Here is a 22223-nt window from a genome sequence, read left to right as displayed (position 1 = left end):
TTGATTCGGATTAAGACATGCGAAAGGGACACCGATGCCGTCCTCGACACACGATGTGGCCCACCTTCAACCCGAAACCAAACCATCCCCCTTGCAGAGTACCCTTCTGGCTCCCTGCGGATCGGACGGAATCGTTCACGGCTTTTTCACCCGGCATGGCGGCGTCTCCACCGGCATTTACGCCGGGCTGAATATCGGGCTCGGATCAAATGACAATCCGGCGCATGTGCATGAAAACCGCGCCCGCGTCGCTGGCTGGTTTGGCGGCACCGAAGCGGATCTTGTTACCGTTCATCAAGTCCATTCCCCCGATGTGGTGACGGTGACCGCGCCTTTCGGTTCGAATCGGCCACAGGTGGATGCCATGGTCACAAACCAACCCGGTCTCATTCTTGGCGCGCTTGCCGCCGATTGCGGACCGATCCTGTTTGCCGATCCGGTTAACCGGATCATCGGGGCTGCCCATGCCGGATGGAAGGGCGCCCTGACCGGCGTACTGGAAAACACCATCGAGGCAATGATCGCGCTTGGCGCTCACCGTGCCAGCATCGTCGCCACGCTTGGCCCATCGATCAGCGCCAAAGCTTATGAGGTCGGCCCGGAATTCGTCGAGCGGTTTTTGGCCCATGATCCGGCCTATCAGCACTTCTTCACGCCTTCGACCAAACCCGGCCACGCGATGTTCGACCTGCCGGGACTGACCGTGAAGCGGCTGACGGATGCCGGGATTGCCGCCGACATGCTCGGCCTCTGCACCTATGGCGACCCGGATCAGTTCTTCTCCTATCGCCGCACCACCCACGCCAGCGAGCCGGACTACGGCCGCCAGATCTCCGCCATCATGCTTCAGGGGCCTCGCGCATGACTTTGCATTTTTCAAACGCCGAATACACCGCCCGGCTGGAACGCCTGACCGACAGGATGCGCGAACAGAAGCTGGATGCCATGCTGCTGTTTGCCCAGGAAAGCATGTATTGGCTCACCGGCTATGACACGTTCGGCTATTGCTTCTTTCAGACGCTGGTGGTGAAGGCCGATGGCTCGATGACGCTTCTGACCCGCTCGGCGGATCTGCGTCAGGCCCGCCAGACCTCGACCATCGACAATATCCTGATCTGGGTTGACCGTACCAATGCCGATCCGACCAGCGACCTGAAGGATCTGCTCAACGATCTCGACCTGCTCGGCTGCCGTCTTGGCATCGAATACGACACCCATGGCATGACCGGACGGGTCGCACGGCTGCTGGACAATCAATTGCTCAGCTTCGGTGAATTGATCGACGCCTCGATGCTGGTCAGCGAATTGCGGCTGATCAAGAGCGCGGAAGAGATTGCCTATGTCGAAAAGGCCGCCAGTCTGGCCGATGACGCGCTGGATGCAGCCCTGCCGCTGATTTCAGCCGGGGGAGACGAAGCCGCCATTCTCGCGGCCATGCAGGGCGCTGTTTTTGCTGGCGGCGGCGATTATCCGGCCAATGAATTCATTATCGGTTCCGGCCAGGATGCGCTGCTGTGCCGCTACAAGGCGGGCCGCCGGACACTGTCGGCCAATGACCAGCTGACGCTGGAATGGGCTGGCGCTTCTGCCCATTACCATGTCGCCATGATGCGCACCGTGTTGGTCGGCGAACCCTCGCCCCGCCACCGTGAACTTTACGCCGCCTGCCGCGAGGCGATCCAGGAAATCGAAACCGTGCTGCGGCCCGGCCATACCTTCGGGGACGTGTTCGAGACCCATGCAAGAGTGCTGGACGAACGCGGTCTGACCCGCCACCGGCTGAATGCCTGCGGCTATTCGCTGGGGGCCCGCTTCTCCCCGTCCTGGATGGAACACCAGATGTTCCACATCGGCAATCCGCAGCAAATCCTGCCCAACATGTCACTATTCATCCACATGATCATCATGGATTCCGAACGCGAGACTGCGATGACGCTCGGCCATACCTATCTCACCACCGAAGGCGCACCCCGTGCGCTGTCGCGCCATCCGCTGGACCTGATCGTCAAGGCGTAAGCATCTTCGATACCTTGGTATCAAAGATGCATTTTTGGCGATAAAAGGCGACATGTAGGTCGCGTTTGAAGCAAAATTTAACGTTTTAGGAAGATAATCGCGGGATTCTCATACGAACGCAGCCGTTAAGGAGGCAGCCAATGAGACGTCCCGCTTCCAGCATCGGCTCCGCGCTCGTTCTGGCCCTTGGTGGTCTGGCCAGCGCTGGCTTGGCCAGTGCCGGTTTGGCCGGTTGCAGCGTCTCCGACACGCTGACGCCCCCCCTTGATGTCGGCACCAGCGGCTCGATCAGCAAGCCGCTGACCGGTGAAGACATGCAGACGGCCATGCGCCAGAATGAGGATGTTCCCCGCCGCCCGCATCGCCAGATGCGTGAGCAAGCACCGGAACAGGCCTACTCCCCCTATCCGCAACAGCAGGCCCAGCCACAAAATTCGCTTGAAGCCCAGGCGCAAGCTCTCCAAAACGGCTATAATCCGGTTGCCTCCGAACCACTGGACGGCCAACCCCGCCGCCAGCAAAGCTGGCAGCAGCCCGAGCGGCAACAGAACCGGATGCATGAGCAGGCCGATGCTGGATCATCGGTCAGCCAACCGGAGCCTGAAGAACAGGCCGCTCTCGCGCCGCAAACCGATGAGGAGGCCGCCGCTCCTGCCTCGCCCGCCCCCTCGCAGCAAGCCTCGCTTGCTCCGGCTGGCGATGCCGGACCAGACTCGATCCGCTTCCTGCCGATCATCGGCGCGCCGGTCGAAGCAGTGACCCCGCTCTCGCGTCAATTGGGGGCAGAGGCCCGCGCCAAAGGCCTGATGATGCGCAGTTCAAGCGGCGAACAGGCTCGCCATATCCTCAAAGGCTATTTCTCCGCCTACGGCGAGGGCGGCAAGATCACCGTCGTCTATGTCTGGGACGTTCTCGACGCCAGCGGCAACCGCCTGCACCGCATCCAGGGCCAGCAGACCGTGCCGGGCAAAGCCCAAGACCCCTGGGCCGCCGTCCCCGCCTCCGTCATGCAGATCATCGCCAACAAGACGCTTGAGGAGTATGTTGACTGGCGTGCGAAAAATACCGGGTGACGGTGGAAAACGATCAAGGTCGTTTGGTGGGGCGTTTTCGTGCTAGCCAGATCGTCGCACCGCCGCATGAAGGATCGTTCCCGACATACTGTACAACTTCGAAGCCGTTAGTGTGCAACAACTCTTCATACTCGGCGCGATCCAAACTCCCGTGATACAAAGGCTTGCCTTCAAAGGTGCCAATCGCGTCGCCATATGTTGTACCACTGGTAAATAGCATAACGGCACCCGGAAGAGCGAGATGACTGAACGTAGCGAACATTGGACGCTGATCTTCTGGTTTCAGGTGAAATAGACTGTGCCAGGCAATAAGACCGTGAAACTTGCCTAGCGAGGGCAGGTTACGCATGTCAGCAGTAATCCATAGATGATCAAAGAAATTCGTCTTCGCGACTTCGATCAACGCAGCAGCACCATCCACGCCGGTGACACGGCAGCCGTTATCAATCAGATAGCGCGCTATTGGTTCACCTGATCCACAACCGATGTCGATGACGTCCGATCCGTCCCGCGTCATAGTGGATAGGAAGATATCAAGCCAAGAACGCTCGACTAAGTCTCGTCCACGCCGTTTTGTCCAGGCAACGGCGTTTTCCTGATAAAGGTCGATGACGCTATCGGCAATACTTGAGGGCATCCTACTTTTTCACCGGCCAACTCTCATCAGATACCCAGACGATATCGACATCCGCTTTTGGCGCATAGTCGCCCTGTTCATTAAATCCGCTGTTTTTCGCACAGAACCTAGATGGATTCGGAACACCACCTGCGGGAAAATCGCTTCGTTTACGAATTTCCGTGAGAACTGTCGCAAACCACTTGCATTCAGGGGCAAGGGCGCTAAAAAGCCCGCATTGCAGCGCCGCGCATGAAACAAGTGTGCTGGGGTCGGTTGTAACAGTTTTAATCCGAGGCGGGATGCCCAGACGGGGTCGCGTAGCGGGATGCAAACAGGCGGGCACAAATGAAGGTCTTCGCAGGTAATTCGAACCGGCAACTTGCTGAAGCGGTCTGTAAATATCTCAATGTTCCCCTTGGAAAAGCCAGCGTTCGCCGCTTTGCGGACCAGGAAATATTCGTGGAAATTCAGGAAAACGTGCGTGGCGAGGATATCTTCATCGTCCAGTCGACGTCGTTTCCGACCAATGACCACCTGATGGAACTGCTGATCATGATCGACGCCTTCCGCCGTTCTTCGGCGCGGCGGATCACAGCCGTCATTCCCTATTTCGGCTATGCCCGTCAGGACCGTCGCGCCTCTGGCCGCACACCGATCTCGGCCAAGCTGGTTGCCAACCTGATCACCGAGGCGGGCGCCGACCGTGTTCTGACGCTGGACCTGCATGCCGGCCAGATCCAAGGCTTTTTCGACATCCCGACCGACAACCTTTTTGCAGCACCCGTCCTCGCCCGTGACGTCAAGGAACACTACGACCTTGCCAATCTCATGGTCGTTTCACCTGACGTCGGCGGCGTGGTGCGTGCGCGTGCACTTGCCAAGCGTCTGGACTGTCTTCTGGCCATCGTCGACAAGCGTCGCGATCGTCCAGGCGAATCCGAAGTGATGAACATCATCGGCGATGTCGAAGGCAAGGATTGTATTCTGATCGACGATATCGTCGATAGCGGCGGCACGCTCTGCAACGCGGCTGAAGCGATGCTGAACATGGGCGCAGCCAGCGTTACCGCCTATATTACCCATGGCGTGCTTTCGGGCGGTGCCGTTACCCGCGTCACCTCCTCCAAGCTGCGCGAATTGGTGATCACCGATTCCATCCAGCCGACCGTCGCCGTCCAATCGGCCCATAATATCCGGGTGCTGAGCACCGCCACCCTGCTTGGCGAAGCCATCAACCGCACCAGCGCCGAAGCCTCAGTTTCCAGCCTGTTCGATTAATCGTCACGGCACACTTGCATAAATCCCTGAACCGAAATCGGTTTCAGGGATTACCTGGCAAATTTAACGTGTTACAGCGCCGTTTGCTGCCGTTTGTCTTTTCGGGGAGACGGACCGCGCTTTTCGCATTCCGATGCAAAACGGAAATACCCTATTCGTCGCACATGCTTTTCCGGCTGGCATGACGTCAGCACCGATCCGGTGTAAAAATTTCCACCAAAAATCTATTGAGCATTTCCAGGAAAGGTGGACACCGGTTTTACCAACCGGAAATGCTTAAAAACAAAGAGCGAGAGCGTTGCTGCGATCCACGAAGAGCAGAAACAATCCGGTCAAAACAGAACGGTTGCAGGCCGCTATTCCATTGATGAATGGTTGAGCTTCGGATACCCTTCTATTTGCATTGAAAAACTGGCCCGGACACCATGACCTGCACGCAAGCTCAAGACGACATTCCAGCGCAGCCGACAAAGCACCAGGCCATGCCTTTCACATCCAGCGCCATGCTATCCCATCCGCGGATTCATCCGATCATCCGCGTGCAGGCGGAGGCCTTTTTGAAACGGTTTGAGGAGCATCCTCAGATCGCCAGGGTTTTTGCCAGTCACCAGCGCTGGCTTCTCGGACAGATTGCCTTGATGCAATATTTCGAGGCGGGCCAGATCCTACCTGCCCGCTATTTCGACTTTGTCGAAGCCACTGGCGTGGCCAGCCGCAATACGGCGGACTCATTTCTGAAAGAAATGGAAACCTATGGCATCGCCCGCGAAACAACCACCACCGACCGGCGCAGCAGACCGCTGGTGCCGAGCGAGGCCAGTCTCGGCAGTGCGGCGGGCTGGATGGAAATCCATCTGCGAAGCCTGGACGGGTTTGACGATGGCGCACGGCTGCAAAACTTCGAGGCCAACGGCCGGGACATGAGCAAGCTGCATCCGCTTGTCGCCTCCGCCTTCATGCAGACCCCTGAACTGCGCGAGCAGCCGAAGATTTTTGATCCCTTCGTCTGGTTGAACAACGGCAATATCATTATCGACTGGCTGATTGCCAAGAGCCAGGATACCGATGCGGACGCTGAGCAGATTTTAATCGGCACCGTATCGATCCAGACCATGGCCGAGACATTCCACCTGTCTCGCTCACACCTCACCCGCAAACTGCTGGATGCAGCAAACGTCGGGACCATCGGCTGGAAAGGACGGCGCGGGCGCTCGGAACTCTGGGTTTCCAACCAATTCCGGCGAGAATATGAAAGGGCACAAACCGTAAAGCTCGAGATTATCGACACCGCCTGCGCCAAATGCGGCTTGCTATAGAGCGAGATGTCAACGCTCCGGCTAAATTATTAGCGGGCAGGCAAGGCGCAGACCTCACCCCCAAACAGCTTAGAGCGGGTCAGAAAGCGTTTTTCGCGGCCATTATCCAGTGAAAACATGCCCCCTCGCCCCGGAACGACATCGATAATCAACTGGGTGTGTTTCCAGACTTCATACTGGCTCTGATGGATATAGAAGGGCACGCCATCAATCTCGCCGAGCTTCACATCGGTATCCCCGACTATATAATCATCGACAGGATAACACATCGGCGATGACCCATCGCAACAGCCCCCGGACTGATGAAACAGGATCTGCGGATAATCCCTGCGGATCTCGCCGATCAAATCGATGGCCGCCGCTGTCGCGACGACCCTTGGTTCACCATCCAAAATCGTGTCCATAACTGCCTCGTTTCAAAATGAAAGAAGTCCGTCTTGGCTTCGCCCCCCTCATCCGGCTGCCGCCACCTTCTCCCCGCTGGGGAGAAGAATGCAAGAACCGCAAACCTTCGCGAATCCCATAAAACCAAGAACTCGACGGCTAAACCCGTCGAGATTCGCGGCTGGAGGTGGCGAAAATGGTTATGTTCGAGAACCGGAGCGGAGCGTACATAAGTACGTGAGCACCGGAAGCGCAGAACATGACCATTTGCAGCCCAGCGGGGCGGATTTACAACGGGTTTAGAAGAAGCCGAGGGCTTTGGGGCTGTAACTCACCAGCATGTTCTTGGTCTGCTGATAATGGTCCAGCATCATCTTGTGGGTCTCGCGGCCAATGCCCGATTGTTTGTAACCGCCAAAGGCCGCGTGGGCGGGATAGGCATGGTAGCAATTGGTCCAAACGCGCCCGGCCTGGATATTGCGACCGAAGCGGTAGCAGGTATTGGCATCGCGGCTCCAGACGCCGGCACCCAGGCCATAGAGGGTGTCATTGGCGATTTCCAGCGCCTCGGCCTCGTCCTTGAAGGTGGTGACGGAGACGACCGGGCCGAAGATTTCCTCCTGGAATACCCGCATCTTGTTATGACCCTTGAACACGGTCGGCTTGACGTAATAGCCGCCGGAGAGATCGCCGGACAGGGTATTGCGATGGCCACCGGTCAGAATTTCGGCGCCTTCTTGACGACCGATATCCATATAGGACAGGATTTTTTCAAGCTGCTCGCTGGAGGCCTGCGCCCCGATCATCGTACCCATGTCCAAGGGATCGCCCTGAACGATGGCCTCGACGCGCTTGATGGCCTTTTCCATGAAACGGTCATAGATCTTTTCATGGACGAGCGCCCGGCTTGGGCAGGTGCAGACTTCGCCCTGGTTAAGAGCAAACATTGCAAAGCCTTCCAGGGCCTTGTCGAGATAATCGTCATCTTCGCGCAGCACGTCCTCGAAGAAGATGTTCGGCGATTTTCCGCCCAGTTCCAGCGTCACCGGAATGAGGTTCTGGCTGGCATATTGCATGATCAGCCGACCCGTCGAGGTTTCACCGGTAAAGGCGATCTTGGCGATGCGCGGACTGGAGGCCAGCGGCTTGCCGGCTTCCAGGCCAAAGCCGTTGACGATATTGAGCACGCCGGGTGGCAGGATGTCGCCAATCAATTCGGCCCAGACGAGAATCGAGGCGGGGGTCTGCTCGGCTGGCTTCAGCACAACGCAATTGCCAGCGGCAAGAGCGGGCGCCAGCTTCCAGGCGGCCATCAGGATCGGGAAGTTCCAGGGAATGATCTGGCCGACGACGCCAAGCGGCTCGTGGAAATGATAGGCGACCGTATCGTGGTCGATTTCGCCGATCGAGCCTTCCTGAGCGCGTACGCAGGCGGCAAAATAGCGGAAATGATCGACGGCCAGCGGAATATCGGCAGCCATGGTTTCACGCAGCGGCTTGCCGTTGTCCCAGGTTTCGGCTCGGGCCAGGAGCTCCAGATTGCTTTCCATCCGGTCAGCAATTCGGTTGAGCATATTGGCGCGCTCGGCAACGGGGGTCTTGCCCCATTTGTCCTTGGCGGCATGGGCGGCATCCAGCGCCAGATTGATGTCGCGCTCGTCGGAGCGGGCGATATCGCACAACTTCCCACCGGTGACCGGGGTGGTGTTTTCAAAATACCGGCCACCCACCGGCTCACGCCAGTCGCCACCGATGAAATTGCCGTATTTCAGCTTGAACGGGGTGCTTGCCGTGGTTTGAACCTGAATGTTCATCTCTCATCCTCCCTGATGAAGGTTCCCTTGGTGATGTTTGTCTTTGGGGAAAACCGGTCCTCCACTTTTCCCTGACAAACTCCAGAACCGTAGTTGAAAGATGCACCCCGCTGCGGCCGGATACCAGCCAAGCTTCGCAATGCCGCAGCGCACAGTGTCGCATCCCTGCGACACTGCTGCGTGCATTAGTGAATATTAAAACGCTTCATCTTGCGATGCAGGGTTGCGCGACTGATGCCCAGCAATTGTGCCGCCTGGGAGACATTGCCTTTGGTACGAGACAGAACCCGACGCAGTGCAGCCCGCTCTGCTTCATGCAGATCATCCCCCTCTTCCCCGCGCTTTTCCTTCAAGGCATCGGCAGCGGGCAGACCGGCGGCGATGGCCTGATCGTCGATCTGCAACGCCAACCGCGCTGCCCGCGTTGCGCCCAACACCAGATCGTCACCGTCCACGGCCAAAAGTGCGGTGGGATTGGCCACCGTGGGGATCATGACGATGCGCGCGCCCGCAAAGGCCATGCGAAACAGGTTGACCTCGACGCGGAGTGCTGCATCACGCACCGCCTGGGCGAGAATGGTCATCGACAGATCCGTCACATCATGGCGGCAGGTGGAGATGTCGAGTGCGGCAGCAATCTGGCCGCGATGGTCGCGGATTGGCGCCGTGGTGCAACTCAGTGCGATATTGGCGGAGAGAAAATGCTGGTCGCGGTGGATGATGACCGGGCGCTCATCGGCCAGCGCCGTGCCGATACCATTGGTGCCAACGCTGGCCTCGCTCCATTCCGTCTGCTGCCAAAGGCCAAGCCTGCGAAAATCACCGTCATCGCCCGCAGCACTGCGCCGCTCAAGCACCACGCCATGGCTATCGGCCAGCACCAGGCAGCAACCGGAGCGCCCGACTGTCGAAAACAGCCGGTCCAGTTCCTCGGCGCTGGCGGCGATCAGGTGGTCCATGCGGCCACGCGCTTCACGGAAGGCCGTTTCGTCCAAAATCCGCGGGGTGCCTGCCTGTTCAGGGTCTAGCCCATGGACATCGAGGCAACGCCGCCAGGAAGCAGCAATCGGTGAACTGGCCGCCTTCGATCCCTGCAACGCTGTCGAATAGACCGTATCGGCATGTCTATAACCGACGCTCATATGCTCCTCCCAAAGCAAATTCACATCTCTCTGGACTATCATGAACCTTTGCGGGCAGGATGGCAATCGACAGGATTGACGCGCCTTGCCGCAAAAACCGGTGGCCCCGTTCCATCCCATGCTCGAAAAAAGCCCGAGAAAGCTTGCATCCACGGCACTTTCATACTATAGCGCCCCCGTCCGCGCAGACACCCTTGGAGGCAATGCGGATGAAATTGTGACGGCTGCTATATGTTTCCTTCAATCCTGAAAGGTTGGAGTGAAATGATGCGGCAGATTTAAAAACCGGCACCGTTTCCAGTTTCATGCCCGGATGATGTCAAGAAAAACCGGCTGAAACTCTCCAGTAACATCGAAAGGAAATGCCATGAGCCACGCATCTTACGAGCTCAAGGCCGAAACGCGCGAACGGGTTGGTAAGGGGTCCTCCCGTGAACTTCGCCGCAACGGTCTCATTCCCGCTGTCATCTATGGTGACAAGCAGGCTCCCATTGCCATCACCCTGAACACCAATGAAGTCACCAAGCGTATTCACGCTGGCGGTTTCATGACCACGGTGGCGACCATTGAAGTCAACGGCGAAAAGATCCGCGTCCTGCCCAAGGACTACCAGCTGGATCCAGTCCGCGACTTCACCATGCATATCGACTTCCTGCGCGTTTCGGCAAACAGCCAGGTCACGGTTGCCGTGCCTGTCCGTTTCGTCAATGAAGACAAGTCCGCCGTCAAGACCGGTGCTGTCCTCAACATCGTACGCCACGACGTCGAGTTGCAGGTTCCGGCCAACAACATTCCAGAAGCCATCACCTTCGATCTGGAAGGCCTGAAGATCGGCGACAGCGTGCATATCTCTGCCGTGAAGCTGCCTTCTGGTGTGACCCCTGTGATCACCGACCGCGACTTCACGATTGCAACTCTCGTCGCTCCAGACGTTGACGTTGCTGACGAAGAAGAAGCAACCGAAGAATAATTGCTCCATTCCGTTGGAGCGATCGATAAACCCGCCCCTTACCGGGCGGGTTTTTTGTGGCTTCAGATATCCGGCTCATGATAAAACTTTACGGCAAAAGCTATGACATCGGGACGGCCCATCGAACCGTGTTCTTTTCGTCCATAGCGGGTAGCATTGCACGAAAGTCGCAAATAACTTTGCGTAAAGTTGCAAATCTCCTTTACGACTTCAGTCATCGTTAACGTATCGCATGGAATCCTGCCCCCAAATAAGAGAAGAACCAGGGGCCGTGGGGTTGTATTGTTTCATCCCTATTCATTTTTCAGCACCGCTCACCAAATACGATGGAAAAATGTTTAATATTACATCTATTGGTTGCTATCTGAGTTTGCACACTGTCGGATGCGATCCATGACCCGGTCCGTGGAACAGCGTTTCCTTGCGCTGGTGGCTGGAACAGTGTTCGTCTGCGTTGTGCCGCTGTTTCTGCTGTTTCTGTGGCTGTCGTCACAACGGGCCGAAACCGATCAGCAAAATAGTATAGCTGTCCTGTTGGCTGCCAATGCCCAGGCACTCGCCAAGCCACTTTGGGATTTCGATGCTGAGAGTGTACGCCAGATCAGTGCAGCGCTGGTCTCCGGTGGCGAGGTCATCAGGGTCGAAGTTTCCGACCCGACCGGCAATATACGCATTGACATGCCGCAAACATTTGTCCCGGCAAAGACATTTTCCTCCCTATCGCAAACCATCATCTACCAGCATCAGGACGGACCGAAAACCGTTGGCACCATTACGCTTTCCTTTCAAAAGCATGGCCTGTTTGCCAGCATTCGCCGGACCGAAGGCGTGTTTATCGCCATCTTCATCCTGTCCATGCTGGTGGTGATTCTGGCCGCCATCGTCGGCAACCGGATGATGGTCATGAGACCGCTGACGCAGCTGACCGCCGCCATCGAAGCCACGCGACGTCTGGGTTCGCGACGTTCGGTCGACTGGCATTCAAACGATGAAATGGGCCGGCTGGCGCAGAGCTTCAACGCCATGCAATCAAAGCTTCAGCAGGAAGAAATCGAGCTAAAACAGGCGCACCGGCTGGCAACCGACATCTACCATGCGACGCCCGCCATGCTGTTTTCTGTCGATGCCGATGACCGGATTACCGGCATCAGCGACTACTGGACATCGGTGACAGGCTATCACCGCGAAGATATCATCGGTCTCAGTTTTGAAAGCCTGATTACAATTGAGGCCCGTCAGGCCTACCGCCAAGTCAAACAGAATGGTGAGGCTGGCCTGCAACAGCAATATACCACCAAATTCGTCTGTGCCGATGGACGGATCATGGATGTCCTGGTCGTCGAATCCGGCAATGCCACACCGATGGCGCAGTCCAACCTTTCGCTGAGCGTCATGACTGACATCACCGCCCTCAAACAATCGGAGGCACGCAACCGGCGCCAGGCAATGACCGATCATCTGACCGGGCTTCTCAACCGTCAGGGTTTCGAGAACGAACTGGATGTGCAGATCGAGGCAACCGACCGCCAGGGCGGTTCCCTTGCCTGCCTGTTCGTCGATCTCGACCGGTTCAAATGGATCAATGACAATCTCGGCCATCATGCCGGCGACACGACCCTGAAAATTCTGGTGGACATGATCGTCCACCTGCTGCCGGAAAACTCGGTGGCCGCCCGCATTGGCGGCGACGAATTCGCCATCCTGCTGCGTGCCAACGATTGCGAAACAGCCGCCCGCGCCGTGGCCAACGATATCTGCGGGATTTTCGAAACTCCCTTCATCGTCAAGGGGACCGCCACAAGACTGAGCGCCAGCATCGGCATCGCGCTGTATCCGCAACACGCCGAGACAGCCACGGAACTGCTGCAAAAGGCCGACATGGCAATGTATAATCGCAAGCGCGACGGAAAGAACGGTTTCCAGATCTTCGACGACAGCATTGGCACTACCACCCGCCGGCGCGCCGAGATCGAGCAGATGATCGAGCAGGCATTGAGCAACGACTGGCTCGATGCGTTTTTGCAACCAATCATCGACCTGCAAAGCGGCAAGACGGTCGGCTACGAGGCCTTGATGCGTCTGCGCCACCCCGTCCACGGCATCATGGCGCCGACCGAAATCATCAGTCTGGCCGAGGAAACCGGTACCATTCACGATATCGGCAAGCAGGTTTTCGATAAGGCTCTCGATCACTTCACCAGGCTTTCCGCCCTCAGTGGCGACACCACCTCCTATCTGGCGCTGAATGTCTCGCCAACGCAGATCGATGCCAGCCTTCTGGTCTGGCTGGCCAGCGCGGTGCATCTTTTCAACATCGACCCATCGCGGATCATCATCGAGATCACCGAAGCGACGTTGCTGCACGACAGCCCACATATCCAGACCGTGCTCCAAAAAATCGGCGATTTTGGCTGCCGCATTGCGCTGGACGATTTCGGCACCGGATATTCCTCGCTCAGCTATCTCAGCCGCTTCCCGGTCAATATCATCAAGATCGACCAGTCCTTCATCCGCTCCATGACCGGCGATACCCTGGACCTGCGCGAGCGCAGCCGCATGTTGATCGAAGGCATTGCCGCTATTTCGCACAAGATGAAATGCACCGTGGTGGCCGAGGGCATCGAGACCAAGGAACAATGGCGGGCGCTACAGGCAATCGGTGTGGATTACGGCCAGGGCTATCTGTTCGACCGGCCATTGTCCTTCGAAGATCTGCAAGCCCGGTTCGGAGACAATAGCGCGACACCGCCGAAATCCACGCCCATTGCCAGGATTGGACATCGGACAACGGCTTAGGACGAGACAACCCAGGCTGCCATTTCAGCAGGACAAGCACAACCAAACACAATCTAAAGGAGGCCGAAGATGAGCTGTCGAAGAAGTGCATTCCGCCTTGTCGTCCTGTCCTCCTTGGTGTTCATGACCGCCACAGCCATGGCGCAAAACAGCATAGTCTTTACCACGGAAGATTACCCACCTTACAATTTCAGGGAAAACGGGGTGGACAAGGGCGTCGGCTACGAGCAGGTCGTCATGATCATGAAGGATCTGTCGATCCCCTATACCATCGAGATGATGCCCTGGGCTCGTGCCATCGCGATGGCCGAAACCGAACCGATGACCTGCGTGTTTACCGCAGCCCATATCCCTGAGCGCGAAGGCCGCTTCAAATGGGTCGAGCCGCTGGCCATCGATCGGAATATCATCATGAGCCGCAAGGGCTCCGGCATTCAGGTGCGCAATGTCGAGGACGCCCGCAAGTATATTGTCGGCACCCAGCGCGACGACTACACTCAGGCCCTTCTGGAACGGCATGGTTTTCCCAGAATCGACCTCGCCTCCAACCTCGATCTAACCATCAAGAAACTGGAAAGCGACCGGATCGATCTCATGCCGGTCTCGGAGAAATTCTATCACAAGCTGGTGGCCGAAGGTCATCCTCTGGAACAGCAATTCGTGCTGACCGAGCAGAAATTCGCCATTGCCTGCAACAAGTCCCTGCCCGATGACCTGATCGTGCAAATGCAACAAGCGCTTGATCGACTGATTGCCGACGGCACGCAAGCCAGGATTTCGCGAGAATATGGCCTGTTACAGCCTCAATAGCACGCGCAATCGGGGTTGACATGGCCCGCATTTCGCTGTCGTGAAGACCAACCGAAATACGTTCGTGGAAAATGCGATGATCGTTCTTGCAGGGCTTGGCAATCCCGGCTCCCAATATGCCGGCAACCGCCACAATATCGGCTTCATGGTGCTCGACGCCATCCATCGCCGCCACAGCTTTTCGCCCTGGTCGAAGAAATTCAAGGCCGAGATTGCCGATGGCACGCTGGCGGGCGAAAAAGTGCTGCTGATCAAGCCGCAGACCTTCATGAACCTGTCAGGCGAATCGGTCGGCGAGGCGCTGCGCTTCTACAAGCTTGGCCCCGAACAGCTGGTGGCGATCTATGACGAGCTGGATCTTCTGCCCGGCAAGGCCCGCATCAAGCTGGGCGGCGGCCATGGCGGCCATAATGGCATCAAATCGCTGGATGCCCATTGCGGCCTGAACTACCGCCGCCTGCGGCTCGGTATCGGCCATCCCGGCGATAAATCCCGGGTCCAGGCGCATGTGCTGGGCGATTTCGGCAAGCTCGACGCTGAATGGCTCGATCCTCTGCTGGAAACGCTGGCCGAAAACGCCGACATGCTGGTGCGCGGTGAAGACAGCCAGTTGATGAACAAACTGGCGCTTGCGACAGGGACGAAAGCGGACGAGGAAAAGCCCAAGCCCGCCAAACCGGCCAAATCCCACATTCATCAGGCTCGCAATGGCGTGCAGCCGAAAAAACTGCCGGAAACCGGCCCGATGGCTGAGATGTTGAAGAAGATGTTTGGTCCGAAGAAGGATTGAGATGAGCAAGTCAGCCATCAAGATTCGCGCCGCCCAGCCAGACGATTTGGAAAGCCTGCTGTCGCTGTATCAGGAATTGAACAGCGATGACGATCTGTTGCAGCCCGATCTCGTGCGCGAAAAATATGCGGCAATTCTCGCCCATCCCGGTCTGACAATTTTTTTGGCGCTCGATATGGAAACGCCCGTGGCGACGACCTCTCTTGTCGTCATCCCCAACCTCACCCGTGGTGGAAGACCTTATGCCCTGATTGAAAACGTTGCCAGCGCCATCAGTCATCGCGGCCAAGGCTATGGCAAGGCGGTGGTGCTTCACGCCATTGACGCAGCCTGGCAGGCAGGCTGCTACAAAGCCATGCTGCTCACAGGCCGAACGGACGAAGCCATCCACCGCTTCTACGGTTCCTGCGGCTTTCTCCAGAACAAGACCGGCTATCAGATCCGCCGTACGTGATGCCTATTCTTCCGGCTCAATGGTAAACAGCAGCGGAAACCCTGCTTCCTTGGCGAGATCATTGGCCTCGGTGGATTTGGTCTCGGCGATGTCGCGGGTGCAGACCACCACCACCGCCGAGCCAAAACGGTGAGCGGTCATCATCACGCGGTTGCCGGTTTCCTCGCTCATCCGGAACACGGCTTTCAGCACGATGGTCACGAATTCGCGCGGAGTGTAATCATCATTGGTCAGGATGACCTTGTAGAGCCTGGGCTGCTCCAGCTTTGGCCTGGTTTTCACCTTTGGCTGCCCGACAATGACTTTTTGAGGCATTGGCAACTCCCATCGGCACACGCTCGCGTTACCATAATGCGAACAGCTTCCGGCTTCAAGCAATTGGCGCCAAGAAGCGGCAAAGCCTTGACCGGGCCGCTCCATTCCCCCATAGGCAAGGCAACAAAACCTTTACTGAGCACGGAAAACACCCATGGGCTTCAAATGCGGTATCGTGGGACTGCCGAATGTCGGCAAGTCCACCCTTTTCAACGCGCTGACCAGGACGGCGGCGGCCCAGGCGGCCAACTATCCGTTCTGCACCATCGAGCCGAATACCGGCGAAGTGGCCGTGCCCGATCCGCGCATGCAGACGCTGGCAACCGTTGCCGGCTCCAAGGAAATCATCCCGACCCGCATTTCCTTCGTGGACATTGCCGGTCTGGTGCGCGGCGCTTCCAAGGGTGAAGGCCTGGGCAACAAGTTTCTTGCCAATATCCGTGAAGTCGATGCAGTCGTGCATGTGCTGCGCTGCTTCGAAGATGACGACATCACCCATGTCGAAGGCCGGATCGATCCGGTTGGCGACGCCGAAACCATCGAAACCGAGCTGATGCTGGCCGATCTGGAAAGCCTGGAGCGCCGCACCGAGCAGACCCGCAAGCGCGCCGCCTCCAAGGACAAGGAATCGATGACACTGCTGCCTGTCATGGATGGTGCTCTGAAGCTGCTGCAAGAGGGCAAGCCCGCCCGCCTGCTGTTGGCAAGCCTTGATGCCGAAGAGCGCGAGGTGCTGAAAAGCCTGAACCTGCTGACCTCGCATCCGGTCCTCTACGTCTGCAATGTCGCCGAAGCCGATGCCGTAACCGGCAATGCCCATACCAAAGCCGTCGAGGACATGGCCAAGGCACAAGGGGCGGAAACCGTAATCATTTCGGCGGCCATCGAAGCCGAAGTGGCGCAATTGCCGGACGAGGAAGCTGCCGAATTTCTGTCGGCGCTCGGGCTGGAAGAAGCAGGTCTGGACCGGCTGATCCGCGCTGGCTATCACCTGCTCGACCTGATCACCTATTTCACCGTTGGCCCCAAGGAAACCCGCGCCTGGACCATTCCGCGCGGCACCAAGGCGCCCGCCGCCGCAGGCGTGATCCATACCGATTTCGAACGCGGCTTCATCCGCGCCTTCACCATCGCCTATGATGATTACATCACCTACAAGGGCGAAGTCGGCGCCAAGGAAGCTGGCAAGGGCCGCGACGAAGGTAAGGAATATGTCGTGAATGACGGCGACGTCATCCACTTCCGCTTCAACACCTGATCCATATTGCGACGGTCGAACAGTCAATCACAAGCGGGATGCTCATTCAAAAGCATCCCGCTTTTATTTTGCCCTTTAAAACGCCGGTCAACTGGGCAATATCAATGCATTGGAGCGGTGTGGGTTACCGCCTCCTGAAACGAGGGGAGTAAGCATGCGTTCGATGTCCGTGCCTATGTTGTTTCTATCCGCTGTCCTGATGCATGGGCAGGCAAACGCCGCTGATATTACCTCGAAAGGTGCCAAGGACCTCAAGCAGCAGCTTTTGTCCACCCTGCCAGACGGCATGGTCAAGGACGCGAGCGCCATGACTGTGCGGGCGCGCAACAGCGCCTATGAGGTCCGGGTCAATACCATTGCGCTCTTCGGACTGGAGGCGATCAAATTCACCAAGGCCGTGGGTCTCAACCCTATCGTATCCCTCATTCGGCCGCTGGACGGTGGCCTGTGGCAATTCGACCAGGCCGGTGGGATCGATGTCAAAGGGCAGACTAAAGAGAAAGACACCAAGACCGACTTTCTCTTTTCGGTCGATTCCTACAGCATGACGGGGATCTACGATCCGACCATCACCTATCTACAGTCCGGCACCTACAAGGCCGAGGACATGCGGCTGCGATTGCAGACGGGTGAAAGTTCGACGGACATACGCCTGGACACGGTCAATTCCACAGTCCAGGGGACGAAGGACGGTGATAAGACGATTACTGTTGCCAGCACTAGCACATTTACCAACCTCGTTGAAGCCATCAGGGCTTCGAAAGCGGACCCTGCCGGTTTCCGCGCCGGTTCAGGCGAAAGCTCCGTGAAAATCGAAGGCGTTGCCTTCCAGCCGCTTCAGAAAATGATCGCGATCCTGGTCAAGAACTGGGACAAGTCGCCAATGGATGAGGCTGAAAAGCGCATATTGATCCAGCTGTTCCGCTCGAATTTTCCCCTTTTCAAAACCATGTCCCAGACCGTTGTCTATCACGATATGCAGGTCGAGACCCCGCAAGGCCCATTCACCGCCAAGCGTTTCGGCATAGAGACCATGATCGACGGCATCAGCAATGGGGCCCGGTTCGGCTTCGGCCTTGATCTCGTCGAGCCGCAGATGGTAGCGGGCCTTGTGCCAGCGGCCTATGTGCCGCTCATTCCGCAGACCTCGACTATCAAAGTGAAGGTGCCCACCGTCAACGCGGCGGATGGTATCAATTACCTGATGGACAATGTCGATTACGATCCAACCCATTCGCTGACACCGCCGCAGAAGAGCGAAATCAGCCGTCGCTTCTTTCCTGATGGCATCGCCACCATCACCTATGACGGCACCCGTCTGACATCTTCGCTCTATGACGTCGCGGTTACCGGCAAAACCACCTTTGCCCTGACCGGCAACGATAAGCCGCTGGTCGACGTGACCGTAACAGCACGCGATTTCGACAAGACCATTGCCTATCTCCAGGCCAATGCCAAGCAAACGCCGGAGTTGGGCCAGACATCATTTTTCCTGCTGATGGCGAAAGGCTTTGCCAAGACACAGGAGGACGGCCAACTGCTTTGGCACGTGGAAACGGATCGCACCGGCCAGATCAAGGTCAACGGCAATGCTTTCAGTATTCCGGGCACCGCTCCAGGCACGCCTCCGGCACCGTAATTCTTGTATCTGTGCTATTAGGGTTCGGATACGCCCAGAGAGGATATTATGCAGACAGATAAATTATATTTTGAAGATTTTCCGGTTGGTACACGCCTGCCGCTTGGCCCCGTTACGGTGGATTTAAACGACATTATCGAGTTTGCCACAGAGTTCGATCCGCAGCCGATGCATCTCGATGCGGAAGCTGGTGAGGCCAGCATTCTCGGCGGCTTGGCGGCCTCCGGCTGGCATACCTGCGGACTTTTGATGCGGATGATGATCGACAGCTATATCCTGCGCTCCTATTCCGAGGGAGCGCCGGGCATCGACTTCGTGCAGTGGAAAACGCCGGTCCTAGCGGGTGATACCCTGAGTGGCTTTTCCCTGGTTGAAGAGGCCCGGCCATTGCGCTCGCGCCCGGGAATCGGTGTCATCACCAGCCGCCATGAACTGGTCAACCAAAAGGGCGAAACCGTCATCGTCGCGCGCAATGCGGCCATGATGCGCCAGCGCCAAGCGGCAGGAGACGTGGCATGAGAATGGTTGACCTGTTCCCCTTCGAGCAAAAAGTCGTGCTCGGCACCCGCCATTTCAACGCGGAGGATATCATCCGCTTTGCCACAAAATTCGATCCGCAACCCTTCCACGTCGATGCGGAAGCGGCGAAGTCCTACGTCTTCGGCGGTCTCTGCGCCTCTGGCTGGCATACCTGCTCAGTCTGGATGCGAACCTTTCTCGACTTCATGGGCGAAGCCAATACCAAAGCGATTGCCGAAGGCGTGGCACCGCCACGGCTTGGCCCCTCGCCCGGCTTTACAGACCTGAAATGGCTGAAACCGGTCTATGCCGGGGACGATATTACCTATAGCCTGACGGCACAAAACAGCCGCGCGCTCAGATCGCGTCCCGGCTGGCACCTCCACGCCAGCGTTGCCGAAGGTATGAACCAACAGGGCGAGCCGGTGCTGCGCTTCGTCAGCACCGTGCTCGAACAGGAGAATGACAATGAACGTTCATGATTTTTCAGCCAAGGATATTACCGGTCGGGAGCGCAAGCTTGCCGAATTTGCCGGAAAACTGCTCCTGATCGTCAACACCGCCAGCAAATGCGGCTTCACACCGCAATATGAAGGCCTGGAGACCCTGCAAAAGCGTTTCAAGGACGATCTCGTCATCATCGGCTTTCCCTGCAACCAGTTTGGTGGTCAGGAACCGGGATCAGAAGCCGAAATCGCCAGCTTCTGCGACCTGAATTTCAATGTCAGCTTCCCGATGTTCGCCAAGATTGATGTCAAAGGCAACGAGGCCCATCCTCTCTACAAATACCTGACCCACGAAGTGCGCGGCATTCTCGGCACCGAAGCGATCAAATGGAATTTCACCAAATTTCTGGTCGGCCGCGACGGCATGCCGATTGCCCGCTATGCGCCGATCACCAAACCGGAGGAAATTGCTGATGATATCGCTAAGGCGGTGAAGGGTTAACAAGGATGGGCCGGATGCAGGACTTTCAGGCATTCCGGCCCACCAATCCACGGCTTCGCGCCGTTTGCGCCCATAGTAGCCACAAATTTCCCCGCCATACGCATGACGAATTCGGCATCGGGCTGATCGTCAAGGGCGCACAAGTTTCGGCCTCAGGCCGGGGGCAGGTCATGGCTGAACCCGGGAATATCATCACCGTCAATCCTGGCGAAGTGCATGACGGCGCTCCGATCGGAGAGCATGGCAGGCAATGGTTGATGATCTATATGGAGCCAGAGTATCTCAAAGAGATGCAGGCGGATTTACAGGAGACCGGACAGGTCGAATTCGAGAAACCCGTCTTCGACAATCCGGGTTTGGCCGTTCGTTTTCAGCGCGCCTTTCAAGCCATGAGCGTAGGTAGTGATCCCGTGGCGGAAATGATCCTTGAAGAATCGTTGCTGTGTTTGCTTGCACCGCTGATCGCTTGGCGAAGCAACCAGCCTCGACCGAAAGACCACCCCTCGATGCAGCGGGTACGGCAAATGATCTTCGACGATCCAACGGCAAACCCGTCGCTGCATGATCTGGCCAAGGTTGCCGATGCCAGCCGTTTTCAAACTCTACGGGCATTCCAGGCAATGACTGGCCTGACTCCCCATGCCTTCATTCTACAACAGCGCGCCAACCAGGCTCGCCGCCTGATCCTGTCGAGCAGGAACAGCCTGGCCGATATCGCCGCAGCCTGCGGCTATGCTGATCAAAGCCACATGACGCGGGAATTCAAACGCCGCTACGGGCTGACGCCTGCCGCATTTCGCGCCTGAGAACCTCTGCAATTCCATTCAAGACCAAAAGCCCAGGCGACAGCTAAAAAAGCGGAAGGATCAACACAACCCGGTCTCGTCCATCATGCCCCTGGATTTTTATCTGACATCCTTCATCATCGTCGCAACACCCGGCACCGGGGCGCTTTACACCCTGAGTGTGGCGCTGTCCGGCGGATGGCGAGATGCAACCATTGCCGCCTTCGGCTGCACGCTCGGCATTCTGCCCCATATGGCAGCAGCCAGCCTTGGGCTCGCAGCAATCCTTGCGACCAATGAAACCCTATTCCAGTCCGTCAAGATCGCCGGTGTCGCCTATCTGCTGTACATGGCGATTGGCCTTTGGCGCGTAAGCGAGATCAATATGAGCCAGGAGCCGCGCCGGCATGACCGTGCCGGGCGGATTATAGGAAAAGCAGTCCTGATCAACTTGCTGAACCCAAAACTATCTCTGTTCTTCCTGGCATTTCTGCCGCAATTCGTTCACGGCAACGACCCGTTCGCCGTCAGGCAGTTTGCCCTCTGCTCAAGCATTTTCATGGCGATGACATTCGTCGTCTTCGCCATCTATGGCGGCCTGGCAAGCAGACTGCGCGATCACATCATCTCAAAGCCCAGAGCGGTAAAGGGCCTCTACAGGAGCTTTTCCGCTGCATTCCTGTTGATGAGTATTAGACTGGCACTCGCCGAGCGATAACAAAGCCCGCTCAGCGATCAATGCCCGGAAAATTCCACCAGCGTGCGCACCTCGACGCCTAGCGCTTCCAGCTTCTTGCGGCCGCCGAGATCCGGCAGGTCGATGACGAAACAGGCGGAGACGACGTCGGCGCCGATCTGACGCAGTAGCTGCACCGCGCCGACGGCGGTGCCACCGGTGGCGATCAGGTCATCGACCAGAATGACCTTCTCGCCGGGCTGCACGGCATCGACATGCATTTCCATCTCGTCCACGCCATATTCCAGGCTATAGGCGATCCGCACCGTCGTGTGCGGCAGCTTGCCCTTCTTGCGGATCGGCACGAAACCAGCAGACAGCTGATGCGCCACCGCCCCGCCCAGAATGAAGCCGCGAGCCTCCATGCCGGCGATCTTGTCGATCTTCAACCCGGCATAGGGTTGCACCAGCTCATCGACGGCGCGGCGAAAAGCGCGCGGATTGCCGAGCAGCGTGGTGATATCGCGAAACACGATGCCAGGCTTGGGATAGTCCGGAATGGAGCGGATGGCGGCGGAAAGTTCCTGGGAAATCTGTGTCATGGTCTGCCCGGCTGACGGA

The 22223-nt window shown here is 57.6% G+C and carries 23 protein-coding genes; 17 read left to right on the top strand and 6 right to left on the bottom strand.

Features of this window, described 5'->3' with window-relative positions; translation table 11 throughout:
- The first annotated feature begins 34 nt into the window (after window positions 1–34).
- The 3 genes from pgeF (at window position 35) to IEI95_RS14305 (ending at window position 3089) form a co-directional block, all read left to right on the top strand.
- The gene (gene pgeF, locus IEI95_RS14315; RefSeq protein ID WP_156534602.1) at window positions 35–865 is read left to right on the top strand and encodes a peptidoglycan editing factor PgeF; all 831 of its coding nucleotides are present in this window, start codon (window positions 35–37) and stop codon (window positions 863–865) included.
- Window positions 862–2016 (top strand): M24 family metallopeptidase, encoded by a 1155-nt coding sequence (locus tag IEI95_RS14310; RefSeq protein WP_156534604.1) that lies wholly within the window; start codon window positions 862–864, stop codon window positions 2014–2016. The genes pgeF and IEI95_RS14310 overlap by 4 nt, the downstream gene beginning before the upstream one ends.
- Before the next feature lie 140 nt (window positions 2017–2156).
- Window positions 2157–3089: a hypothetical protein gene (locus tag IEI95_RS14305; RefSeq protein WP_194416595.1), complete on the top strand. Its 933-nt coding sequence runs from the start codon at window positions 2157–2159 to the stop codon at window positions 3087–3089.
- A gap of 13 nt (window positions 3090–3102) precedes the next feature.
- On the opposite strand, the gene IEI95_RS14300 is transcribed toward IEI95_RS14305, so the two are convergent.
- Window positions 3103–3726 (bottom strand): class I SAM-dependent DNA methyltransferase, encoded by a 624-nt coding sequence (locus IEI95_RS14300; protein ID WP_156534606.1) that lies wholly within the window; start codon window positions 3724–3726, stop codon window positions 3103–3105.
- A gap of 327 nt (window positions 3727–4053) precedes the next feature.
- Between IEI95_RS14300 and IEI95_RS14295 the strand changes: the two genes are divergently transcribed.
- Both IEI95_RS14295 and IEI95_RS14290 read left to right on the top strand, forming a co-directional pair.
- Window positions 4054–4986, top strand: a complete 933-nt coding sequence (locus IEI95_RS14295; RefSeq protein WP_015916696.1) for a ribose-phosphate pyrophosphokinase — start codon at window positions 4054–4056, stop codon at window positions 4984–4986.
- Between the two features lie 425 nt (window positions 4987–5411).
- On the top strand, window positions 5412–6302 hold the full coding sequence (locus tag IEI95_RS14290; RefSeq protein ID WP_156534608.1) for a hypothetical protein: 891 nt from the start codon (window positions 5412–5414) through the stop codon (window positions 6300–6302).
- A gap of 29 nt (window positions 6303–6331) precedes the next feature.
- Here the strand turns inward: IEI95_RS14290 and IEI95_RS14285 are convergent, their stop codons facing one another.
- From IEI95_RS14285 to IEI95_RS14275, 3 genes are all read right to left on the bottom strand, one after another.
- Complete coding sequence (locus IEI95_RS14285) at window positions 6332–6706, bottom strand: DUF779 domain-containing protein (protein WP_156534610.1); 375 nt, start codon at window positions 6704–6706, stop codon at window positions 6332–6334.
- A gap of 279 nt (window positions 6707–6985) precedes the next feature.
- The gene (gene adh / locus IEI95_RS14280; RefSeq protein ID WP_156534612.1) at window positions 6986–8500 is read right to left on the bottom strand and encodes an aldehyde dehydrogenase; all 1515 of its coding nucleotides are present in this window, start codon (window positions 8498–8500) and stop codon (window positions 6986–6988) included.
- Window positions 8501–8685: 185 nt separating this feature from the next.
- On the bottom strand, window positions 8686–9642 hold the full coding sequence (locus tag IEI95_RS14275; protein WP_156534614.1) for a helix-turn-helix domain-containing protein: 957 nt from the start codon (window positions 9640–9642) through the stop codon (window positions 8686–8688).
- 367 nt (window positions 9643–10009) lie between these two features.
- On the opposite strand from IEI95_RS14275, the gene IEI95_RS14270 reads away from it, so the two are divergent.
- From IEI95_RS14270 to IEI95_RS14250, 5 genes are all read left to right on the top strand, one after another.
- Entirely contained in the window at window positions 10010–10612 is a 603-nt protein-coding gene (locus IEI95_RS14270; protein ID WP_015916701.1) for a 50S ribosomal protein L25/general stress protein Ctc, read from the top strand.
- Between the two features lie 393 nt (window positions 10613–11005).
- Window positions 11006–13408: a putative bifunctional diguanylate cyclase/phosphodiesterase gene (locus IEI95_RS14265; protein WP_156536974.1), complete on the top strand. Its 2403-nt coding sequence runs from the start codon at window positions 11006–11008 to the stop codon at window positions 13406–13408.
- A gap of 69 nt (window positions 13409–13477) precedes the next feature.
- Entirely contained in the window at window positions 13478–14218 is a 741-nt protein-coding gene (locus IEI95_RS14260; RefSeq protein ID WP_234891078.1) for a substrate-binding periplasmic protein, read from the top strand.
- A 76-nt stretch (window positions 14219–14294) separates the two neighbouring features.
- Complete coding sequence (gene pth, locus IEI95_RS14255; protein WP_156534618.1) at window positions 14295–15008, top strand: aminoacyl-tRNA hydrolase; 714 nt, start codon at window positions 14295–14297, stop codon at window positions 15006–15008.
- 1 nt (window position 15009) lies between these two features.
- A complete protein-coding gene (locus tag IEI95_RS14250; protein WP_087728801.1) occupies window positions 15010–15462 on the top strand; it encodes a GNAT family N-acetyltransferase in 453 nt (150 codons plus the stop codon).
- A gap of 3 nt (window positions 15463–15465) precedes the next feature.
- On the opposite strand, the gene clpS is transcribed toward IEI95_RS14250, so the two are convergent.
- Entirely contained in the window at window positions 15466–15777 is a 312-nt protein-coding gene (clpS, locus tag IEI95_RS14245; RefSeq protein ID WP_015916707.1) for an ATP-dependent Clp protease adapter ClpS, read from the bottom strand.
- Between the two features lie 154 nt (window positions 15778–15931).
- Here clpS and ychF point away from each other — a divergent pair, with 154 nt between their 5' ends.
- From ychF to IEI95_RS14210, 7 genes are all read left to right on the top strand, one after another.
- The gene (gene ychF, locus IEI95_RS14240) at window positions 15932–17035 is read left to right on the top strand and encodes a redox-regulated ATPase YchF (protein ID WP_156534622.1); all 1104 of its coding nucleotides are present in this window, start codon (window positions 15932–15934) and stop codon (window positions 17033–17035) included.
- 154 nt (window positions 17036–17189) lie between these two features.
- The gene (locus tag IEI95_RS14235) at window positions 17190–18674 is read left to right on the top strand and encodes a hypothetical protein (RefSeq protein WP_156534624.1); all 1485 of its coding nucleotides are present in this window, start codon (window positions 17190–17192) and stop codon (window positions 18672–18674) included.
- Between the two features lie 48 nt (window positions 18675–18722).
- Window positions 18723–19193, top strand: a complete 471-nt coding sequence (locus IEI95_RS14230; protein ID WP_156534626.1) for a MaoC family dehydratase — start codon at window positions 18723–18725, stop codon at window positions 19191–19193.
- Window positions 19190–19675 carry a MaoC family dehydratase gene (locus IEI95_RS14225; RefSeq protein ID WP_194416594.1) on the top strand — a complete coding sequence of 162 codons (486 nt, stop codon included), beginning with the start codon at window positions 19190–19192 and terminating at the stop codon, window positions 19673–19675. The genes IEI95_RS14230 and IEI95_RS14225 overlap by 4 nt, the downstream gene beginning before the upstream one ends.
- A complete protein-coding gene (locus IEI95_RS14220) occupies window positions 19662–20141 on the top strand; it encodes a glutathione peroxidase (protein WP_071205130.1) in 480 nt (159 codons plus the stop codon). Before IEI95_RS14225 ends, IEI95_RS14220 begins: the two co-directional genes overlap by 14 nt.
- Window positions 20142–20155: 14 nt before the next feature.
- A complete protein-coding gene (locus IEI95_RS14215) occupies window positions 20156–20947 on the top strand; it encodes an AraC family transcriptional regulator (RefSeq protein ID WP_156534629.1) in 792 nt (263 codons plus the stop codon).
- A gap of 85 nt (window positions 20948–21032) precedes the next feature.
- Window positions 21033–21644 carry a LysE family translocator gene (locus IEI95_RS14210; protein ID WP_156534631.1) on the top strand — a complete coding sequence of 204 codons (612 nt, stop codon included), beginning with the start codon at window positions 21033–21035 and terminating at the stop codon, window positions 21642–21644.
- 17 nt (window positions 21645–21661) lie between these two features.
- Here IEI95_RS14210 and IEI95_RS14205 read toward each other — a convergent pair whose 3' ends face one another.
- Window positions 21662–22204, bottom strand: a complete 543-nt coding sequence (locus IEI95_RS14205) for an adenine phosphoribosyltransferase (protein WP_041696913.1) — start codon at window positions 22202–22204, stop codon at window positions 21662–21664.
- Window positions 22205–22223: the final 19 nt, after the last annotated feature.

It is taken from the genome of Agrobacterium vitis, assembly GCF_014926405.1.
Classification (GTDB): domain Bacteria; phylum Pseudomonadota; class Alphaproteobacteria; order Rhizobiales; family Rhizobiaceae; genus Allorhizobium; species Allorhizobium vitis_H.
This window is presented reverse-complemented; position numbering and strand designations above follow the sequence as displayed.

Excerpts from the sequence above, each read along its gene's own strand:
- pgeF (WP_156534602.1), top strand. The coding sequence starts at position 35 with ATGCCGTCCTCGACACACGATGTGGCCCACCTTCAACCCGAAACCAAA.
- IEI95_RS14310 (WP_156534604.1), top strand. The coding sequence starts at position 862 with ATGACTTTGCATTTTTCAAACGCCGAATACACCGCCCGGCTGGAACGC.
- IEI95_RS14305 (WP_194416595.1), top strand. The coding sequence starts at position 2,157 with ATGAGACGTCCCGCTTCCAGCATCGGCTCCGCGCTCGTTCTGGCCCTT.
- IEI95_RS14300 (WP_156534606.1), bottom strand. The coding sequence starts at position 3,726 with ATGCCCTCAAGTATTGCCGATAGCGTCATCGACCTTTATCAGGAAAAC.
- IEI95_RS14295 (WP_015916696.1), top strand. The coding sequence starts at position 4,054 with ATGAAGGTCTTCGCAGGTAATTCGAACCGGCAACTTGCTGAAGCGGTC.
- IEI95_RS14290 (WP_156534608.1), top strand. The coding sequence starts at position 5,412 with ATGACCTGCACGCAAGCTCAAGACGACATTCCAGCGCAGCCGACAAAG.
- IEI95_RS14285 (WP_156534610.1), bottom strand. The coding sequence starts at position 6,706 with ATGGACACGATTTTGGATGGTGAACCAAGGGTCGTCGCGACAGCGGCG.
- adh (WP_156534612.1), bottom strand. The coding sequence starts at position 8,500 with ATGAACATTCAGGTTCAAACCACGGCAAGCACCCCGTTCAAGCTGAAA.
- IEI95_RS14275 (WP_156534614.1), bottom strand. The coding sequence starts at position 9,642 with ATGAGCGTCGGTTATAGACATGCCGATACGGTCTATTCGACAGCGTTG.
- IEI95_RS14270 (WP_015916701.1), top strand. The coding sequence starts at position 10,010 with ATGAGCCACGCATCTTACGAGCTCAAGGCCGAAACGCGCGAACGGGTT.
- IEI95_RS14265 (WP_156536974.1), top strand. The coding sequence starts at position 11,006 with ATGACCCGGTCCGTGGAACAGCGTTTCCTTGCGCTGGTGGCTGGAACA.
- IEI95_RS14260 (WP_234891078.1), top strand. The coding sequence starts at position 13,478 with ATGAGCTGTCGAAGAAGTGCATTCCGCCTTGTCGTCCTGTCCTCCTTG.
- pth (WP_156534618.1), top strand. The coding sequence starts at position 14,295 with ATGATCGTTCTTGCAGGGCTTGGCAATCCCGGCTCCCAATATGCCGGC.
- IEI95_RS14250 (WP_087728801.1), top strand. The coding sequence starts at position 15,010 with ATGAGCAAGTCAGCCATCAAGATTCGCGCCGCCCAGCCAGACGATTTG.
- clpS (WP_015916707.1), bottom strand. The coding sequence starts at position 15,777 with ATGCCTCAAAAAGTCATTGTCGGGCAGCCAAAGGTGAAAACCAGGCCA.
- ychF (WP_156534622.1), top strand. The coding sequence starts at position 15,932 with ATGGGCTTCAAATGCGGTATCGTGGGACTGCCGAATGTCGGCAAGTCC.
- IEI95_RS14235 (WP_156534624.1), top strand. The coding sequence starts at position 17,190 with ATGCGTTCGATGTCCGTGCCTATGTTGTTTCTATCCGCTGTCCTGATG.
- IEI95_RS14230 (WP_156534626.1), top strand. The coding sequence starts at position 18,723 with ATGCAGACAGATAAATTATATTTTGAAGATTTTCCGGTTGGTACACGC.
- IEI95_RS14225 (WP_194416594.1), top strand. The coding sequence starts at position 19,190 with ATGAGAATGGTTGACCTGTTCCCCTTCGAGCAAAAAGTCGTGCTCGGC.
- IEI95_RS14220 (WP_071205130.1), top strand. The coding sequence starts at position 19,662 with ATGAACGTTCATGATTTTTCAGCCAAGGATATTACCGGTCGGGAGCGC.
- IEI95_RS14215 (WP_156534629.1), top strand. The coding sequence starts at position 20,156 with ATGCAGGACTTTCAGGCATTCCGGCCCACCAATCCACGGCTTCGCGCC.
- IEI95_RS14210 (WP_156534631.1), top strand. The coding sequence starts at position 21,033 with ATGCCCCTGGATTTTTATCTGACATCCTTCATCATCGTCGCAACACCC.
- IEI95_RS14205 (WP_041696913.1), bottom strand. The coding sequence starts at position 22,204 with ATGACACAGATTTCCCAGGAACTTTCCGCCGCCATCCGCTCCATTCCG.